This is a genomic window from Sinorhizobium sp. M4_45 (assembly GCF_002885915.1).
GTDB lineage: Bacteria > Pseudomonadota > Alphaproteobacteria > Rhizobiales > Rhizobiaceae > Sinorhizobium > Sinorhizobium meliloti_A.
In genome coordinates this window covers 430,583-447,738 of the sequence record NZ_NWVE01000001.1, presented here as the reverse complement: position 1 = coordinate 447,738, position 17,156 = coordinate 430,583, and the positions used below count along the sequence as shown (strand labels likewise).

The 17,156-nt window shown below is 63.4% G+C and carries 14 protein-coding genes and 1 other RNA gene; all 15 read right to left on the bottom strand.

Annotation, left to right across the window (positions count from 1 at the left end):
• Positions 1–33 precede the first annotated feature (33 nt).
• Positions 34–1,008 carry a UDP-N-acetylmuramate dehydrogenase gene (gene murB, locus CN933_RS02125; protein WP_018095453.1) on the bottom strand — a complete coding sequence of 325 codons (975 nt, stop codon included), beginning with the start codon at positions 1,006–1,008 and terminating at the stop codon, positions 34–36.
• A complete protein-coding gene (gene murC, locus CN933_RS02120) occupies positions 1,005–2,420 on the bottom strand; it encodes a UDP-N-acetylmuramate--L-alanine ligase (RefSeq protein WP_018095454.1) in 1,416 nt (471 codons plus the stop codon). Before murC ends, murB begins: the two co-directional genes overlap by 4 nt.
• The gene (gene murG, locus CN933_RS02115) at positions 2,417–3,541 is read right to left on the bottom strand and encodes an undecaprenyldiphospho-muramoylpentapeptide beta-N-acetylglucosaminyltransferase (RefSeq protein WP_018095455.1); all 1,125 of its coding nucleotides are present in this window, start codon (positions 3,539–3,541) and stop codon (positions 2,417–2,419) included. The genes murC and murG overlap by 4 nt, the downstream gene beginning before the upstream one ends.
• A 3-nt stretch (positions 3,542–3,544) precedes the next feature.
• Complete coding sequence (gene ftsW / locus CN933_RS02110) at positions 3,545–4,699, bottom strand: putative lipid II flippase FtsW (RefSeq protein WP_018095456.1); 1,155 nt, start codon at positions 4,697–4,699, stop codon at positions 3,545–3,547.
• A 57-nt stretch (positions 4,700–4,756) separates the two neighbouring features.
• Positions 4,757–6,148, bottom strand: coding sequence for a UDP-N-acetylmuramoyl-L-alanine--D-glutamate ligase (murD, locus tag CN933_RS02105; protein ID WP_018095457.1), 1,392 nt, complete (start codon positions 6,146–6,148; stop codon positions 4,757–4,759).
• Between the two features lie 6 nt (positions 6,149–6,154).
• Complete coding sequence (gene mraY / locus CN933_RS02100) at positions 6,155–7,255, bottom strand: phospho-N-acetylmuramoyl-pentapeptide-transferase (protein WP_018095458.1); 1,101 nt, start codon at positions 7,253–7,255, stop codon at positions 6,155–6,157.
• 241 nt (positions 7,256–7,496) lie between these two features.
• The gene (locus CN933_RS02095; RefSeq protein ID WP_018095459.1) at positions 7,497–8,930 is read right to left on the bottom strand and encodes a UDP-N-acetylmuramoylalanyl-D-glutamyl-2,6-diaminopimelate--D-alanyl-D-alanine ligase; all 1,434 of its coding nucleotides are present in this window, start codon (positions 8,928–8,930) and stop codon (positions 7,497–7,499) included.
• Between the two features lies 1 nt (position 8,931).
• Complete coding sequence (locus CN933_RS02090; RefSeq protein WP_018095460.1) at positions 8,932–10,392, bottom strand: UDP-N-acetylmuramoyl-L-alanyl-D-glutamate--2,6-diaminopimelate ligase; 1,461 nt, start codon at positions 10,390–10,392, stop codon at positions 8,932–8,934.
• Between the two features lie 165 nt (positions 10,393–10,557).
• The gene (locus tag CN933_RS02085) at positions 10,558–12,306 is read right to left on the bottom strand and encodes a peptidoglycan D,D-transpeptidase FtsI family protein (RefSeq protein ID WP_018095461.1); all 1,749 of its coding nucleotides are present in this window, start codon (positions 12,304–12,306) and stop codon (positions 10,558–10,560) included.
• Entirely contained in the window at positions 12,306–12,701 is a 396-nt protein-coding gene (gene ftsL, locus CN933_RS02080; RefSeq protein ID WP_102761210.1) for a cell division protein FtsL, read from the bottom strand. The genes CN933_RS02085 and ftsL overlap by 1 nt, the downstream gene beginning before the upstream one ends.
• 6 nt (positions 12,702–12,707) lie before the next feature.
• Positions 12,708–13,733, bottom strand: a complete 1,026-nt coding sequence (gene rsmH / locus CN933_RS02075; protein ID WP_018095463.1) for a 16S rRNA (cytosine(1402)-N(4))-methyltransferase RsmH — start codon at positions 13,731–13,733, stop codon at positions 12,708–12,710.
• 14 nt (positions 13,734–13,747) lie between these two features.
• Complete coding sequence (mraZ, locus tag CN933_RS02070) at positions 13,748–14,188, bottom strand: division/cell wall cluster transcriptional repressor MraZ (protein WP_018095464.1); 441 nt, start codon at positions 14,186–14,188, stop codon at positions 13,748–13,750.
• Positions 14,189–14,604: 416 nt separating this feature from the next.
• Positions 14,605–15,002: RNase P RNA component class A (gene rnpB, locus CN933_RS02065), an RNA gene on the bottom strand.
• 71 nt (positions 15,003–15,073) lie between these two features.
• Entirely contained in the window at positions 15,074–16,261 is a 1,188-nt protein-coding gene (locus tag CN933_RS02060; RefSeq protein WP_102761209.1) for an NAD(P)/FAD-dependent oxidoreductase, read from the bottom strand.
• A 137-nt stretch (positions 16,262–16,398) separates the two neighbouring features.
• Entirely contained in the window at positions 16,399–16,938 is a 540-nt protein-coding gene (locus CN933_RS02055) for a lytic transglycosylase domain-containing protein (RefSeq protein WP_018095466.1), read from the bottom strand.
• Between the last annotated feature and the right edge of the window lie 218 nt (positions 16,939–17,156).

Below are 17,156 nucleotides of genomic sequence, written 5' to 3'. Positions count from 1 at the left end.
CGCCGCGGCCTTTTTCTTGGTCCCGATTTCGGATCAGGCCGTGGCGCGGCCGAGGAATTCCCTGATTTCATAGCCCGGCATGAAATTGCCGACCCGCTTGATTTCCCATTCCAGCTTGACGCCGGAATGCTCCATCACCCGCTGGCGCACGGTCTCGCCGAGATATTCGAGCTCGTAGCCGGTCGCCTGTCCGGTATTGATCATGAAATTGCAGTGAAGCGGCGACATCTGGGCATTGCCGATCATCATCCCGCGGCAGCCGGCCTCGTCGATCAGCTTCCAGGCCGAATGGCCGTCCGGGTTCTTGAACGTGGATCCGCCGGTCTTCTCGCGGATCGGCTGCACCGTTTCGCGATGCTGGCGCACGGCGTCCATGTCGGTGCGGATCTTGGTCTTGTCTTCCGCATAGCCCTCGAAGATCGCATGCGTGAAGATCAGCTCCTTGGCCGCGCCGGAATGGCGGTAGCCGTAGCCCATCTCGGCTTTGCTCAGGACATGCCTGTTGCCCTTGCGGTCGACGGCATGGACCTCGACGACGCGTTCGCTGGTTTCGCCGCTATTGGCGCCGGCGTTCATGCGGAGTGCCCCGCCGATCGAACCGGGAATGCCGTAATAGAAGTAGAAGCCGCCGATACCATGGTCGAGTGCCATGGCGGCGATGTTCTTGTCCGGGCAGATCGCGCCCGCCTTGATGCGGTTTTCACCGGCGAGTTCGAGATCGCCGAAGCCCTTCGCCGAAAGCCGGATGACGACACCCGGAATACCGCCGTCGCGCACGAGCAGGTTGGAGCCCACGCCGACGACCATCACCGGCACCTCTTCGGGCACCAGCTTCAGGAAGGCGACGAGGTCGTCGGTGTCGTGCGGCTGGAACATGAGCTCGGCGAGACCGCCCGCACGAAACCAGGTAACGCGGTCCATCGGGGCATCGGGCGTGAGACGTCCGCGGATTGCAGCGACGCCGTTTCCGAGCGAATCGAGAAGTTTCTGACCGTTGACCTGTTTCATGCTCGATTTCCTGAAATTTCCGCGAGCTGCTTGGGCAAGGCCGCGGCCCAATAGGTAATGCTGCCAGCTCCCAAGAGAACCACAAAATCGCCCGGCTGTGCAATCTTCGCGATAACGGGCGCCAATGCCTCCTGTCCGGGGATGTGGCGGGCATCGCGATGGCCGGCAGCCTTGATGCGGTCGACGAGCGCTTCCGAGCTGACGCCCTCTATGGCTTCCTCGCCGGCCGCATAGACCGGAGCGAGCAGGATCGTATCGGCGTCGTTGAAGCAGGATGTGAAGTCTTCGAAGAGGCTCGACAGGCGCGAGTAGCGATGCGGCTGGTGGACCGCGACGATGCGCCCCTGGCACGCCTCGCGCGCCGCCCTCAGGACCGCCCTGATCTCGACCGGATGGTGGCCGTAATCGTCGAAGATGCGCGCGCCGTTCCACTCTCCCGTCAGAGTAAAGCGGCGTTTCACGCCGCCGAAGGTGGCAAGACCTCTCGCAATGTCCTCGGGCTTGATGCCGAGCCGCTGTGCGACCGCCACGGCAGCCGTGGCGTTGGAGACATTATGGCGTCCGGGCATCGGCAGCCTGAGGTCCTTGATCGCGATCACCTGGCCCGTGCGGCGGCGGCGGATCTCGATATCGAAGATGGAGGTCGCACCGTCCATGCGGATATTGTGGAAGCGCACGTCGGCCTGGGGGTTCTCGCCGTAGGTGACGACCTTCCGGTCCTCGATCTTGCCGACCATGGACTGGACCTCCGGGTGGTCGAGACACAGCACGCCAAAACCGTAAAAGGGCACGTTCTCGACGAACTGCCGGAAGGCCGCACGGACGGCGTCGAAATTGCCGTAGTGGTCGAGATGTTCGGGATCGATATTGGTGACGACCGCGATGTCGGCCGGCAGCTTCAGGAACGTGCCGTCGGATTCGTCTGCTTCGACCACCATCCATTCGCCGGCGCCCATGCGCGCATTGGTGCCGTAGGCGTTGATGATGCCGCCGTTGATCACGGTCGGATCGAGGCCGCCCGCATCGAGCAGGGCGGCGACCATCGAGGTCGTCGTCGTCTTTCCATGGGTCCCGCCGATCGCAATTGCATTGCGGAAGCGCATCAGCTCGGCAAGCATCTCGGCACGCCGCACGACCGGCAGGAATTTCTCGCGGGCAGCGATGAGCTCGGGGTTGTCCTTCTTGATCGCCGTCGAGACGACGACCACCTCGGCATCGCCGAGATTTTCCGCTTTGTGCCCGATGGAGACGCTGATGCCCTTTTCCCGCAGACGCTGCACATTGGCGCTGTCGGCTTGGTCGGAACCCTGGACGCGATGGCCGAGATTGTGCAGGACCTCGGCAATACCGCTCATGCCGATGCCGCCGATACCAATGAAATGTACGAGCCCGATCGTCTTCGGCATCTTCATGAGCGTGTTTCCTTGAACTTCGCGACTGTCGAGCCGCTGGCAATAGCCTCTACCAGCAAGGCAAGCAAGCGCGCGGCATCCGGCTTGCCGGTCTGGCGGGCGCCGGCCGCCATCTGCGCCAGCGCATCCGGGTTGCTCATCGCATCCGTAAGGATGCCGGCGAGCCGCTCGGCGCTGAGCTCCACCTGCGCGATCACGCGCGCCCCCCCTTTCGCGGCGAGTGCCGCGGCATTGGCTGCCTGGTCGTGGTCGAGAGCGTAGGGATACGGCACCAGGATCGCCGGGCGTCCGATGACCGAGATTTCCGAAACGGTGGACGCGCCCGAGCGGCAGATAACGAGCTGCGCCGAAGCGATCCGACCGGCCATGTCGGTGAAGAAGGGAGATACCTCAGCGGGAACGCCGAGCTTCTCGTAGACCGCGATGACGCCTTCGCGGTCCTCGGGCCGGGCCTGCTGCGTCACCTTCAGCCGTTGGCGCAGCGCGTCGTCGAGCCGGCAGACCGCCTGCGGCACCGTTTTCGAGAAGAATTGCGCGCCCTGGCTGCCGCCGAAGACCACGAGATGAAAGGGCGCATCGCCGGCAGCCGGCGCATAAGGAAGCCCGGCAGCCTTCAGCACCGCCGGACGCACAGGGTTTCCGGTCGCCACGGTCTTCGCCGCGAAGGCTCCGGCGCCTTCCGGGAGAAAGCCGCCGGCGACGGCCTTGACCCGTGATGCGAGCATTTTGTTGGCGCGGCCCATCACCGCGTTCTGTTCGTGGATGATCGACGGAATGCCCATGCCCGTGGCCGCAAGCAGCGGCGGCACCGTCGGGTAGCCGCCGAAGCCGACGACGGCCCTGGGCCTAAGCCTGGCAATCAGTCGCCGTGCCGCCCTCAGGCCCGTCCAGAGCTTCCACACCGACCGGGCGAGTTTCATCGGGTTCTTCGAACCGATCGTCGCCGACGGCACGACATGAATCTCGTCGGCCGGGAACTTCCCCGTGAAGCGTTCGGCACGGCTGTCCGTCACCAGATGCACGGAATAGCCTGTCGCTTTCAGCTCATGCGCCAGCGCCTCGGCTGGAAAGAGGTGCCCGCCGGTCCCGCCGGCGGCAAGAAGAATGATGCCTTTATCCATGTCTCACTCCGCCGGCACTCCGACGCCCGATCGAAAGAGGCTGCGCTCGACGGCGCGTTTCTCCGGCCGATGACGCGTCAGTGCCAGAATGAACCCCGCCGTCACGCAGATCGCCACCATCGACGACCCGCCATAGGAAATCAGCGGGAGCGTCATGCCCTTGGCCGGAAGCAGCTCGAGATTCACGCCGATATTGATCATCGACTGGATGCCGATTTGCAGAACCAGCCCAGCAACCGCGAACCGATTGAAGTCGTTGCGCTCGCGGAAGGCATGATTGAGACCGCGCATGACCACGAAGGCGAAGATCATGACGATGACCATGCAGAAGACGATGCCGAACTCCTCCGCAGCGACGGAAAAGATGAAGTCCGTATGGCTGTCCGGAATGATGCGCTTCACCACGCCCTCACCGGGGCCGCGGCCGAACCAGTCGCCGCGAATGATCGCCTCGCGGGCCGTATCCACCTGGAACGTATCGCCTTCGCCGGTCAGGAACCGGTCGATGCGGCCGGCGACGTGGGGCAGGATGGAATAGGCGGCGAAAAATCCGCCTATCGCCACCGACGCGAGCACGATGATCCAGAGCCATGGCATGCCGGCCATGAAGAACATGCCGCCCCAGACCGCCGCAGTGAGGATGGTCTGGCCGAGGTCGGGCTGGGCAACGAGGAGCGCCCCGACGATACCGAAGAGGAGGATCGAAAGCAGATTGCCGGGAATTTCCGGCTGCCGTGCATGTTCGGCGAAAAGCCAGGCGCAGACCACGACAAAGGCGGGCTTCATGAATTCCGAGGGCTGTATCGAAATGCCGGCGAGCGACAGCCACCGCCGGGAGCCCTTGACCTCCTGGCCGAAGAACAGAGCCAGCACCATCATCGCCGTGGAAATCACGAGCAGGATGATCGCCGTGCGCCGAACCTGTCGGGGCGAGAGAAAGGAGATGCCGACCATCACCACCAGCGACGGCAGGAGGAAGAGCGCATGGCGCTTGACGAAGTGGAAGCTGTCGAGGCCGAGCCGTTCGGCGACCGGGGGGCTTGCGGCGAAGGAGAGCATGAAGCCCACGCCCATCAGCAGGATGAAGGCGGCGAGAAAAAATCTGTCGATCGTCCAGAACCAGTCGGCCACGGGGCCACGTTCGGCTCGGCTTACCATCAGTCTGTCCCCTTTCCGGGCGCGTACCGCGCCAACATCCACTACCGGCCGAAGCCGTCAAATCAGCATGCTCACGCCCTCGAGCGCCGCCACATGGCCGACGAAGGCATCTCCGCGCACCTCGAAATTCTTGTACTGGTCGAAGCTTGCGCAAGCCGGGGAAAGCATCACGGCCGCAGGGCCTTGCGTGTCCCGCGCCGCATCCGCTGCCGCGTGCGCAACCGCCTTTTCCAACGTCCCCGAGATTTCGTAGGGCACTGCTTCGCCGAGTGTCGCCGCGAAGGAGGGTGCCGCTTCTCCGATCAGATAGGCTTTTACGATCTTCGGGAAGAATGGCGCCAGTGACGTGATGCCGCCCTCCTTCGGCAGACCGCCGGCGATCCAGTAGATTCGGTCGTAACTTGAAAGCGCCGGGGCTGCAGCCTCTGCATTGGTCGCCTTGCTGTCGTTGACGAAGACGATCTCGCCCTTTTTCGCAACCGGCTGCATCCGGTGCTTGAGGCCCGGAAAGCTCCTGAGGCCGTTCACGATTTCCTTCCCGGAGATGCCGACCGCCAGGCAGGCGGCGATCGCAGCCGCGGCATTCTGGGCATTGTGCCCTCCGCGTAGCGTCTGGATGCCGGCAAGATCGGTAAAGAGCGACGATGCCCCGTCCTGCGCCCGCATCAGCGCCGAGCCTTCGGCATAAACGCCCTCGGCAAGCGGATGGCGGCGCGAGATACGCACCACCTTTGTTCCTGCCCGCTCCACCCGATCCGCGATCAGGCTCGAGAGGCTGTCGTCGACGCCGACGACCGCCGTTCCGCTCCCCGCCACCAGACGCTCCTTGATCTCCGCATAGTGCTGCATCGTGCCGTGGCGATCCAGATGATCCGGCGTCAGGTTGAGCAGTATCCCGGCGGTCGGGTCGAGCGTGGGCGCAAGGTCGATCTGGTAGGATGAGCATTCGACGACATAGAAGCGCCCTGCTTTCGGCGGATCCAGCGTGAGCACTGCGGTGCCGATATTGCCGCCGAGCTGCGTGTCCCGCCCGCTCGTCCTGAGGATATGGGCGATCAGCGCCGTCGTCGTGGATTTGCCGTTGGTGCCGGTGATGGCGATGAAGGGGCAATCGGGCGCGTGTTTGCGTCGCTCACGCACGAAGAGCTCCACGTCGCCGATGATCTCGACGCCGGCCTGATGCGCGAGATCGACGCTCCAGTGCGGCTTCGGATGCGTCAGCGGCACGCCGGGCGAAAGCACCAGGGCGGCAAAGTCATGCCAGTCGACGCCGCGCAAGTCAGCCGTGGTTATCCCGGCCGCCGCAGCCTTGGCGACGCTGTCAGGATTGTCGTCCCACGCCACGACATCGGCACCGCCCGAAACGAGTGCCTGAGCCGTCGCGAGCCCCGAGCCGCCAAGCCCGAAGAGTGCGATCTTCCTGCCCTTGAATGTGGTGACCGGGATCATCGCGGCTCACCGCAGCTTCAGCGTCGAGAGGCCGACCATTGCGAGGATTACTGCGATGATCCAGAAACGGATCACCACCTGGCTTTCCGTCCAGCCTTTCTTCTCGAAGTGATGGTGGATCGGCGCCATCAGGAAGACGCGATGCCCGGTGCGCTTGAACCAGAAGACCTGAATGATGACCGACAGCGTCTCGATGACGAAGAGCCCGCCGATGATGACCATGACGATCTCGTGCTTGGTCGCGACGGCCACGGTGCCGATCAGGCCGCCGAGCGCAAGCGAACCCGTATCGCCCATGAAAATCGCAGCAGGCGGTGCGTTGAACCACAGGAAGCCGAGGCCCGCGCCGATCACGGCACCGAGGATCACCGCGAGTTCGCCGGTGCCGGGCACGAAATGGATCTGCAGGTAATTGGCGAAGACGGCGTTACCGGCAAGATAGGCGATCAGCCCAAATGCGGCCGACGCGATCATGACGGGAACGATCGCGAGCCCGTCGAGACCGTCGGTCAGGTTTACGGAATTTCCCGCGCCGACGATGACGAACCCGCCGAACAGCACGAAGAAATATCCGAGATTGAGCATCAGGTCCTTGAAGAAGGGAAAGGTCACCGACGAGCCGAAGGTGGAACCCGCCGCCCCCGCGGAAAGCGCCGCCTGCATCATGAAGAAGACGGCAACGGCGGCGATCACGAACTCGATGCCGAGCCGTGCCTTGCCGGAGAAGCCCTTTTCCGACTGCTTCGTCACCTTCAGATAGTCGTCGTAGAAGCCTATAGCGCCGAACCCGAGCGTCACCAGAAGCGTCGATACGACATAGATGCTGGATAGATCGGCCCAGAGCAGCGACGACACCACGATGCCGGTCAGGATCATCAACCCGCCCATGGTCGGGGTCCCTGCCTTCTTGAAGTGCGTCTGGGGGCCGTCCGCACGGATCGGCTGGCCCTTGCCCTGGCGGATGCGCAACGATGCGATCATGGCGGGGCCGAACAGGAACACGATCAAGGCAGAGGTGAAGAGAGCCGCCCCCGTACGGAAGGTGATGTAGCGAAAGAGATTGAAGAATTGAAAGTGGTCCGCCAGTTCCACAAGCCAGATCAGCATAAGGGACCTTTCCCCCGGAAGTTTATAATTGGACATCGTCCAACAGAATCATCTGCCAGAAGATACCCGCTTGCGTTCGACTATGTTAGGCCATTTCCCCTGGCCGAAGGCCGTATCCACCAGCACTGCGGCGCCGCGCACCCTTTCGGGTGCACAAGAGCCGCCGCAGCGCTTTCAGTAGCCGCATGTTCTTCCGCAGACCGGTTCCGGTTCGAGGAAACATGCAGCGATGGCAACGTCCCTATACTTCCCCTGCTCCGGCCGTCTCCTGCGGATAGGCATCGAGAAGCGCCTGGACGATCTTTGCGCAACCGGTGCCCTTCGAAGACTTGACCATCACGACGTCGCCGGCCGCGACAGCTCCGAGCGCGTAGCCCGTGAGATCATCCACCCGGTCCCGATGGACGACGGATACCTCCGGCGGCAGGGCGTCGCGCAGATGGGCCATCTCGGGCCCGGCCAGCCAGACATCGGCAATACCCGCCTCGATAATGGGTCTCGCAAGCGCCGCATGAACCACCGCCGAATGCTCGCCCATTTCCAGCATGTCGCCGAGAACGGCAATGCGTCGCCCGCCGGCTGACGGCTCTGCATCGCGCAGAAGCGAGATCGCCGCCCGCATCGAGGCGGGATTGGCGTTGTAGCTTTCGTCGATCACGGTGAGGTGCCCGGCGCCGATCCTCAGGTGATGCCGCAGCCCCCGGCCCTTTTCCGGCTGCATCGTCGCAAACGACGCGACGACGCGATCGGTATCCGCGCCTGCCAGCGTCGCCGCGGCGATCGCCGCCAAGGCGTTCTCGGCAATATGGCGCCCGGGTGCCCCGATCGCTATCTCAAGCGTTCTGCCTCCCACGGCGGCCCAGAGCACCGAGCTTTCCGCTCCTCCGGCAAACTCGGCCAGACGGAACTCCGATCTCGGATTTGCGCCGAAGGAATGGACATGGCTGACCCCCGCCGCCGCAGCCGCCCTTTCGAGGAACTCGTATTGCGCGCTGTCCCGATTGATGACCGCATGGCCGCCGTTGACCACGCCTTCGAAGATCTCGGCCTTGGCGGCCGCAATCTCGTCCAGGCTCGTGAAATTGCCCAGATGGGCGGCGGCAATGCTGGTCACCACCGCGACATGCGGGCGGACCATCCGTGTCAGCGGCAGAATTTCGCCCGCATGGTTCATTCCGATCTCGAAGACCCCGAAATCGGTCGTCTCCGGCATGCGCGCAAGCGTCAGCGGCACGCCCCAGTGATTGTTGAAGGACGCCACGGAGGCGTGCACCCGGCCGAGGGGCGACAGCACGTGCCTCAGCATCTCCTTCGTGGTGGTCTTGCCCACCGATCCCGTGACGGCGATGATTTTCGCCGCGCTGCGGTCGCGGGCGGCGCAACCGAGCCGGATCATCGCCTCCAGCACGTCGTCGACGACGATCATCGGGGCGGTCAGGCGCCCCAGCGCCGGGAGTTTCGCTTCGCTGACGACCAGGAGCGCGGCTCCGTTTGCAAGCGCGATCCCGGCATAGTCGTGGCCGTCGACGCGATCGCCTCTGATCGCGAAAAAGGCCTCGCCATCGCCGATCGTGCGGCTGTCGATCGAAATGCCGGTGATCCCTTCGGGCAGGTTCCCGACCGGGCGGCCGTTCATGGCGGCCAGAAGATCGCTGCTTGTCCAGAGCCAGTTCAAATCAAAGACCTCCCAGTGCCTTGCGGACCTCCGCGTGGTCGGAAAAAGGCAGCGTCACCGAACCGATCGTCTGCCCCTCTTCATGCCCCTTTCCGGCAACGATCAGCGTATCGCCGGTCTTCAGCATGCCGACGGCCGCACGGATCGCCTCGGCGCGATCGCCGATTTCCGTAGCCCCCTTGGCCGCAGCCATGATCTCGGCACGGATCACTTCCGGTACTTCCGAGCGCGGATTGTCGTCGGTGACGATCACGACATCGGCGAGGCGGCTGGCAATCTCTCCCATGATCGGGCGCTTGCCCTTGTCCCGGTCGCCGCCGCATCCGAAAACCACCACGACCCGGCCGGTGGTAAAGGGACGCACGGACTCCAGCACGTTTGCGAGTGCGTCCGGCTTGTGGGCGTAGTCCACATAGGCGAGTGCGCCGTCCTTCGTCTGTCCGACGAGCTCCAGCCGCCCCGAAGCGCCCTGCAGCCTCTCCAGCGCCGAGAATGCCGCCTTTGCGGTGATCCCGGTGGACATTGCGAGCCCCGCGGCGACGAGCGCGTTGGCGATCTGGAAATCACCGGCGAGCGGCACGTGAATTTCGTAGATGTCGTCACCGACATGCACCTCCGCCGACTGCTTGTGGCGGAAATGCTCGACGCGCTTCAGCGCAATGAAATCGCCGTTGCGCCCGACGGTGCGCACATCGTGGCCGGCCTTGCGAGCGGCAGCGATCGCCTCGGCGGACCATTGGTCGTCCGCGAAGATCACCGCCGGCGAACCTTTCGGCAGGAGCGCCCCGAAGAGGCGCATCTTGGAGGCCATGTAGTGTTCGACCGTCGGATGGTAATCCATGTGATCGCGACCGAGATTGGTAAAGGCGGCGGCTGCGAGGTTGACCCCGTCCAGCCGGCACTGGTCCAGACCGTGGCTCGAAGCCTCCATTGCCGCATGGGTCACGCCCTCATCGGCAAGTTCCGCAAGCAGCTTGTGCAGGGATACCGGGTCGGGGGTCGTCAGCGAGCCGTATTCGGTGCGGCCGGGCGCCACCACTCCCGTGGTGCCGATCATCGCCGCCGAGAAGCCGCTATGCGCCCAGATCTGCCGGGTGAAGGAGGCAACGGACGTCTTTCCCGCCGTGCCCGTGACCGCCACCATCGTCTCCGGCTGGCGCTCGTAGAAGCTGGATGCCGCCTTTGCCAGGAACCTGCGCGGTTCGGAGATCGCAAAGACGGGCGCACCCGCTTCCGCCTGGGCACCTTTTCCGGCGACGACCGCCGAGGCTCCGCGAGACAGCGCATCCGCTATGTAAGCGGCCCCGTCCGCCTTCGATCCGGCAACGGCGACGAAGAGGTCGCCGGGCCTGACCTGCCGGCTATCGGCCGTGATGCCGCCGATCTCGATGGTCGCGGCGTCGCCCTTCAGCTGCGCCGAAAGTTCCGGGAAATTCGATCCCGCCAGGTCCGTGATCTTCATGAACTGCACGTCTCACATCGATATGATCCAACAGCGCCGTGCGTCTTCTCAGACGCGCAAAGGTCGCCGTAACATTTTGAATGCAGCATGGTATGGTCCTTGAATCGACTCCGGTTCACGGAGCCATGCAGCGGAATCGCGAATCCTCCGCCTTTCATTTCACGGTCAATAAGACACAAGCAAGGCAGAACCGTCTTGTCCGAACTTCGGCTCCACGCCGAGCAGCGGAGCGGAGCGGCTGATGATGTCGCGCACCATCGGGGCGGCATTCGAACCGGCCGTGCGTCCCCCGCCTTCGCCGGTCTTGGGCGCGTCGATGAAGGTCAGCACCATGTATTTGGGATCGTCGATCGGAAACGCCGCAAGGAAGGCATTGAAGTTCAGGTCGCTGGCATAGCGGCCGTTGACGACCTTGTCGGCCGTGCCGGTCTTGCCGCCGACATTGAAACCCGGAACGAGCGCCCGCTTGCCCGAACCCGCGATGCCGTTCCAGCGAAGCAGATAGCGCATGTCTTCACTGGTACTCTTCTTGACCACTGCGCTCGCGAGTTCGCTCGCTTTTTCCTCGCTGCGCGGCAGGAAGGTCGGCGGGATGAGTTTGCCGCCATTGACCAGCGCGGCACCTGCGACCGCCGTCTGCAGCGGCGTCGTCGAAACGCCGTGGCCGAAGGAGATCGTGATCGAGTTGATCTTCTTCCACTCGCGCGGCTGGCTTGGCGCCTTCACTTCCGGCAGTTCGGTCGGAAGCCTCGTCAGCAGGCCTATCCGCGTGAGGAACTCCTTGTGGCCCGGAATGCCGATCAGGTCGGCGATCTTGGCGGTACCGATATTCGAGGAATACTGGAAGATTTCCGGCACCGTCAGTACGCGGCGCTTGCCGTGGAAGTCCTTGATCGTGAATCCGCCGATGCGGATCGGTGCGGTCGCATCGAAACTGTCGTTGAGCGTCACCTTGCCGGAATCGAGACCCATGGCGATGGTGAAGGTCTTGAAGGTGGAGCCCATCTCGAACGTGCCGTTCGACATGCGGTTCATCCAGCCCTCTTCGGCGCCTTCCGCGGGCCTGTTCGGGTCGTAATCCGGCACGGAGGCCATGGCCAGCACTTCGCCGGTATGGACGTCGAGGACGACGGCACCGGCGGCAATCGCCTGGTAGTTCTTCATGCCTGCGTCGATGACGTCGCGCACGATATTCTGCACGCGCACGTCGATCGAAAGCCTGACCGGTTCGAGCTTGGCATCGCTGGTCATTCCGATCGCCGCAAGATCGGCGAGACCCTGCTCGTCTATGTAACGCTCCATACCGGCGACGCCGCGGTTGTCGATGTTGACGTGACCGAGGATGTGGGCGGCAGTCGGCCCTCCCGGATAGAAGCGCCGTTTCTCCGGGCGGAAGCCGATGCCGGGAATGCCGAGCGCGAGGATTTCGCTCTGCTGCTTCGGCGTCAGTTGCCGGCGCAGCCATTGAAAGCGCGAATTCGACTTGAGCTTGTTGTAGATTTCGCGCGCGTTGAGATCAGGAAGCACCGTCGCCAATCGCTCCACCGCCTCGTCGGCATCGACGATCTTGTGCGGCTCCGCATAGAGCGAGACGGTACGGATATCGGTTGCGAGAACCTCGCCGTTGCGGTCGAGAATATCCGGCCGCGAGGCCATGAGACTATCGGCGCGGCCGATCGAGGAGACCGTTTCCGGCTGCGCGAGACCATATTGGACGAGGCGTCCTCCGATCGCCGCGTAGACGAGGCCGAAACTGGCGATGATGATCGCGACCCGGCTTTTCGCCCGGCTTGCGCTCTTCTTGCGCGTTCCTTCGAAAGTGACGTTGAGCCCGCTGTCGGCGGGGCGGTTATTGCCGCCCGCCGAAAAATGCGCCTTGCTCTTCAGCACCATGATACGAGAGAGAAACGACATCAGCGCGCCACCGAACCTGTTGCGATATTGTCGGCCTCGATGACGGCGGCGATATTGTCGGCCGCCTGCTCCCTGGCCTTCTTATCCTCTTCGGATGGAGGCAGATCAGCCCTCAGCATCGGCAGCTCCTCCGGCCGCGCCAGCTGCGTCGAGGGGGTCGGCGCGAGTTGCAGATCGGCTGCAAAGACGGTCACCAGTCTCTCCAGCCGGTTCGGCTGGGTCAGAAGCGCCCAGTCGGCCTTGAGCAGATCGATCGTGTCCTCTTCGAGCTTTATCGCTGCGTCGAGCCTGCGCACCTCTTCGAGCTTGTTCTCGGCCTTATGCTTGATCGTGTAGGTGACCGTCGCGGCCGCCGTCATGATGACGATCAGGACAATATCGAGCGTTCTGAGCATCGTCTTCTAGCCCCCCAGCCTTGCAAGGCTCGCCAGTTCCGGCAGATTGAAAATCGAAAGATCGGCGCCCGGCGACGGAGCCTCGGTGCGGACACCCGCTCTCAGCTTCGCGGACCGGGCACGAGGATTGCGGGACGCCTCCTCCTCGCTTGCCGCGACCATAGGCTTGCCGACTGGCGTGAAGGTTGCGGCGCGCGCCGTCACCAGCGGCAGATGGCGGGAGCCGCCCGCCTTGCCGGACCGATCCTGGAAGAACGTCTTTACGATTCGATCCTCGAGCGAATGAAAGGTAACGACGACGAGCCGGCCGCCAGGTTTCAGAGCCCGTTCGGCCGCAAACAGGGCATGGGCGAGCTCGCCCAGCTCGTCATTGACGAAGATGCGCAACGCCTGGAAGACACGCGTTGCGGGGTGAATCTTGTCCTTGGCCTTGCGCGGCGTAACCGTCTCGATGAGATTTGCGAGATCGCGGGTGGTCTCGAACGGCGTCTCGGCGCGGCGCTTTTCGATGGCGCGCGCAATCCGCCCCGCCTGCTTTTCCTCTCCGAGGAAGCCGAAGATGCGGATGAGGTCCGACACCTTCGCTCGATTGACGACATCGGCGGCGGAGACGCCGGCGGCCGACATGCGCATGTCGAGCGGCCCCTTCTTCTGAAAGGAGAAGCCACGCTCCGCCTCGTCGATCTGCATGGAAGAGACGCCGATATCGAGCACGACGCCGTCGAGCCCTTGTGCCGGCGCATGCTCGGCCAGATCGGAAAAACGGGAATGAACGAGCTTCAGCCGCCCGCCACTCGCGTGCATCATGGCCTGCCCCGCGGCGATCGCCGTCGGATCGCGGTCGAGCGCGATGACGTCGGCACCGGCATCGAGAATGGCGGATGCGTAGCCGCCGGCGCCGAAAGTGCCGTCGAGAACGATCTTGCCGGGAGCGGGATCCAGAGCCGCGAGAACTTCCTTCAGGAGGACGGGAATGTGACGAACCGGTCCGCCGTCGGCATCAGAAGTTCCGCCGCCTTGATCCGTCACCATCCCGCCTCTCCATTCTATTGTGAACGCAGCCCCCGTTGCTTGCGCCCTTCTCTGGCCTCCGCCTGCGCCCTCGCAAACGCCTGCGGATCCCAGAGCTGAAAATGATCGCCCCGCCCGACGAAGGTCACGTCGTTCGAGATGCCGGTGAAGTCGCGGATGAAATCCGTCACCATCAGCCGGCCCTCCGGGTCGAGCTTCACATAGACCCCGCCCCCATGAACAAGGAGCGACATCTCGTTGGCCGCATCCGAAAACGGATCCTCGGCGGCCATCTGCTTCTCGAACCGGTCCAGAAGCTCCGGCCCGCCGACGCTGATCGCCGGAAAGACGAAGTCCTGAAAACAGTATAACTCCCGCACGCCTGCCTCCAAAAGCACGGCGCGAAAGGCCGAAGGGACGGAGACCCGCCCTTTGGCATCGATCCGGTTCGTAACATGTGACAAGAAGCGGTTCATGACGCGAAACGGCCGCCTCCGATTGACGGGCCACGATCATCGGCCCGCACATACACTCGCACCACCGCGCATGGATCCCCCGCCGGGCACGTGCGTGCCCGCCTGATCTTCCCATCGACGGAAGCCTCGAATTTCGCGATGGAGGGCCATTGCACGGCCCTTGCGCAGTACCATTATGGGATAACATGGGACCATATGGGCGTCAATGGGAGAAGCTCGTAACCAGCCTTGCGGATGATCAAATATTGATAGGTTGTTAAGTTTAACAAAGGGTTACGATCCAAACCCTAATGCCTTGGAATCGCGCGCAAAAGCGAGCCGCGTCCGTGAGGTGCGGCGAGCCTCGCAGGCGTGATTCGCTGAGTCAGGGAATTGAGGAGACGTGCTTTGCCGCAGTGGCGAAAGCTGCAAAGAAAAAAGCCAGTTGGCCTGTAAGCCGGGTTCTGTATGGCTCCGCCTCCGGAGAGACGAAACGTGGCAGCCATTCATCTGGGGCTGCGCTTGCGCGCAGCCTCGTGCAACCCACCCGGACGACGCGCCTGGAAACCGGCTGGGCGCTTGCGCGCCCGTGTCGTCCCTATTCGGTCTTGCTCCCGGTGGGGTTTGCCGTGCCGTCCATGTCGCCATGTCCGCGGTGGGCTCTTACCCCACCCTTTCACCCTTACTCCGCAAGCGGAGCGGTCTGCTTTCTGTGGCACTTTCCCTGGGGTCGCCCCCGCCGGACGTTATCCGGCACCGTGTTTCCGTGGAGCCCGGACTTTCCTCGCCCCGCGGCCTTTCGGCACTTGCGAGGCGCGGCTGCCCGGCCAACTGGCAGAGGCTCATTAAACGACCGGGACGGCAAGCGCCAGAGAAATCGGCACGGCCGCGCGGTCCGGCGGTTACTTAGCGATACGCGACCGCGAAGTCCGTTTCGTACCCGTCCGCCTCGAGCCGGCCGTCCGCCACCAGCACCGCGCCAAGCCTGCCGATCTCGTCGGAGCTCTTGGCAGCCTGGCCGTTGCCGCCTGTGAGCACGGCAATGCGGTCGCTCACGAAACCGATATAAGGATAGCCGTGTCGCGTGAACGCCGTGACGCAGGGCGAATAATGCGTCGAAGCGGGTCTCAAGCCGGGGATCGTCTCGGCGAGCAGTCCGCGCATGTGTTCGGCCGCATCCGCGTTTGCACCGCTTCGGAACCAGTCCCTGATCGCCGGCTCGCTCGCAAGGATCCGATCGGTCGGATCGCCGCCGATCTTTACGTAGTGTTTGCCATCGGCATAGGCAACCGGCGGCAACAGGTAATAGCTTCTCTCCTGCTCCGGCGCGACTCCGATCAGCGACGGCATGCCTTCATAGAAGGAAAGATCATCCGCGCCCACCTCCGCAAAAAGCACGGTGCGCGCCTTTACCGCAAGGTCGAGCGGCCGCGGAAGAAGCGCCTGCGAAAGCGAGAAGCCGCCCGCGGCGACCAGGACGCGGCCGGCCCGTACCAGGTGGCCGTCGATCGTGCCGACCACCACGTGATCCGGACCGTCTTCGACCGAGATCACCTCCGAGCGGATCACCCGTGCACCCGATTTTTCGGCCGCGATCGTTTGCGCACGGACGAGCGAACGAGGATTTATGTAGCCTGCACCGTTTGCCTCATGAACGCCGGCATAGCCTTGCGGGAAGCGGAACCAGGGAAACCGCCCGGCAAGGTCGTCGCCAAGGATCAGCGGTGCCTCGACGCCCAGCCTGTCGCGGGCACGCTCGACATTCTCGAGATAGTCGAACGCGCCGCCGGGAGCTGGAGCCGCGATCAGACAGCCGACGGGAAAATAGAAGTCGACGCCGCTTTCCTGTGCGATTTCCGGATACCGATCGATCGAGCGCCGGGCCAGACGCGCCCAGACCGGGTCGTCGTCGATCGTACGGGTGATGCGGGCATTGTCGTAGTGACTGGCGAAAACGCCGCCGTGGCTCGCCCAGTCCTCCGGCTCATCGGGGCCGATAAGCGCGACACCGGCGCCCGCCCTCGCAAGGTGACGCGCCGCTGCGGCGCCCATCATCCCCTTGCCAATGATAACGAAATCAACGCTCTCCGACATGCCCTTCCCCGATGTTCGCTTCGCGACCGAGATAGCACGCCGTTCAGTCTTCCGCACCGAATTCCTTCGGACAATCAACAATATGCCGGAACGCAATACCCATCCGGCGTATGTCTTACAGCGTCACATGCGGTAGATCACAACCAATCCAGGATGTTCTTGACTTTACCGCAGTAGCGCTTCGAAACGGGGTTCATTCGCTTAGCGCCATGGCCGGCATTGTATTTGAGGATGGTGCCGCAGGTCGTCCCGTCCGAAAGCTCCTGCGCCTTCGCCAGGTACTTCATCCCGAATTTGATATTGGTCTCAGGCTCGTAGAGGTCTTTGATCGAACCGGTATAGCCCATCATCCGGGCCGTGGCCGGCTTGATTTGCATCAGGCCGACTTCGCCGGCGCTTCCGCGAGCCTTGGCATTGAAGTTGCTCTCGACCTCGACGATCGCGTGAGCGAGGTCGGCGGGAATGCCGTATTGCTTAGCATAGGACTGGATGAGGATCGTGTATTGGGATCCGCGCGGCAAAGTCAGGTCGGGTTTCGGATAACCCGTCGTTCTGCTTACCGACGGAATTGCAGAAGTCTTGACGGTCTTGTCGATGCCCCCTGCATACGACGTACCAATCCCGGCGAAGAACATGCCAAGGCATGCCGCCACCGCAGCAACAGACGCTATTCTCATTTAGTTTGAAGTCTCCGGTCTGGGGAACCGATCGCGCGGCGCACCCCACCGCGACGATCGAATTTCCCGATCGTTTTCATTGACAAGAGTGCCGCGCCCGGCGCCACATCCCCTGCAGTTGATGCAACGGAAATGACCGGCGCATCATGGTAAACATGTGGCAGCACGAGAAAATCGTGCGCAAAAATCAATCAGACGCTAATTTAGGGCGGACAAAA

What these genes read in the sequence shown, in the direction of transcription:
- CN933_RS02090 (WP_018095460.1), bottom strand. Translation starts at nt 10,392, where the DNA reads ATGAAGATCACGGACCTGGCGGGATCGAATTTCCCGGAACTTTCGGCG.
- rsmH (WP_018095463.1), bottom strand. Translation starts at nt 13,733, where the DNA reads ATGGTGACGGATCAAGGCGGCGGAACTTCTGATGCCGACGGCGGACCG.
- mraZ (WP_018095464.1), bottom strand. Translation starts at nt 14,188, where the DNA reads ATGAACCGCTTCTTGTCACATGTTACGAACCGGATCGATGCCAAAGGG.
- CN933_RS02085 (WP_018095461.1), bottom strand. Translation starts at nt 12,306, where the DNA reads ATGTCGTTTCTCTCTCGTATCATGGTGCTGAAGAGCAAGGCGCATTTT.
- CN933_RS02060 (WP_102761209.1), bottom strand. Translation starts at nt 16,261, where the DNA reads ATGTCGGAGAGCGTTGATTTCGTTATCATTGGCAAGGGGATGATGGGC.
- murD (WP_018095457.1), bottom strand. Translation starts at nt 6,148, where the DNA reads ATGATCCCGGTCACCACATTCAAGGGCAGGAAGATCGCACTCTTCGGG.
- murC (WP_018095454.1), bottom strand. Translation starts at nt 2,420, where the DNA reads ATGAAGATGCCGAAGACGATCGGGCTCGTACATTTCATTGGTATCGGC.
- CN933_RS02055 (WP_018095466.1), bottom strand. Translation starts at nt 16,938, where the DNA reads ATGAGAATAGCGTCTGTTGCTGCGGTGGCGGCATGCCTTGGCATGTTC.
- murG (WP_018095455.1), bottom strand. Translation starts at nt 3,541, where the DNA reads ATGGATAAAGGCATCATTCTTCTTGCCGCCGGCGGGACCGGCGGGCAC.
- murB (WP_018095453.1), bottom strand. Translation starts at nt 1,008, where the DNA reads ATGAAACAGGTCAACGGTCAGAAACTTCTCGATTCGCTCGGAAACGGC.
- ftsW (WP_018095456.1), bottom strand. Translation starts at nt 4,699, where the DNA reads ATGGTAAGCCGAGCCGAACGTGGCCCCGTGGCCGACTGGTTCTGGACG.
- mraY (WP_018095458.1), bottom strand. Translation starts at nt 7,255, where the DNA reads ATGCTGATCTGGCTTGTGGAACTGGCGGACCACTTTCAATTCTTCAAT.
- ftsL (WP_102761210.1), bottom strand. Translation starts at nt 12,701, where the DNA reads ATGCTCAGAACGCTCGATATTGTCCTGATCGTCATCATGACGGCGGCC.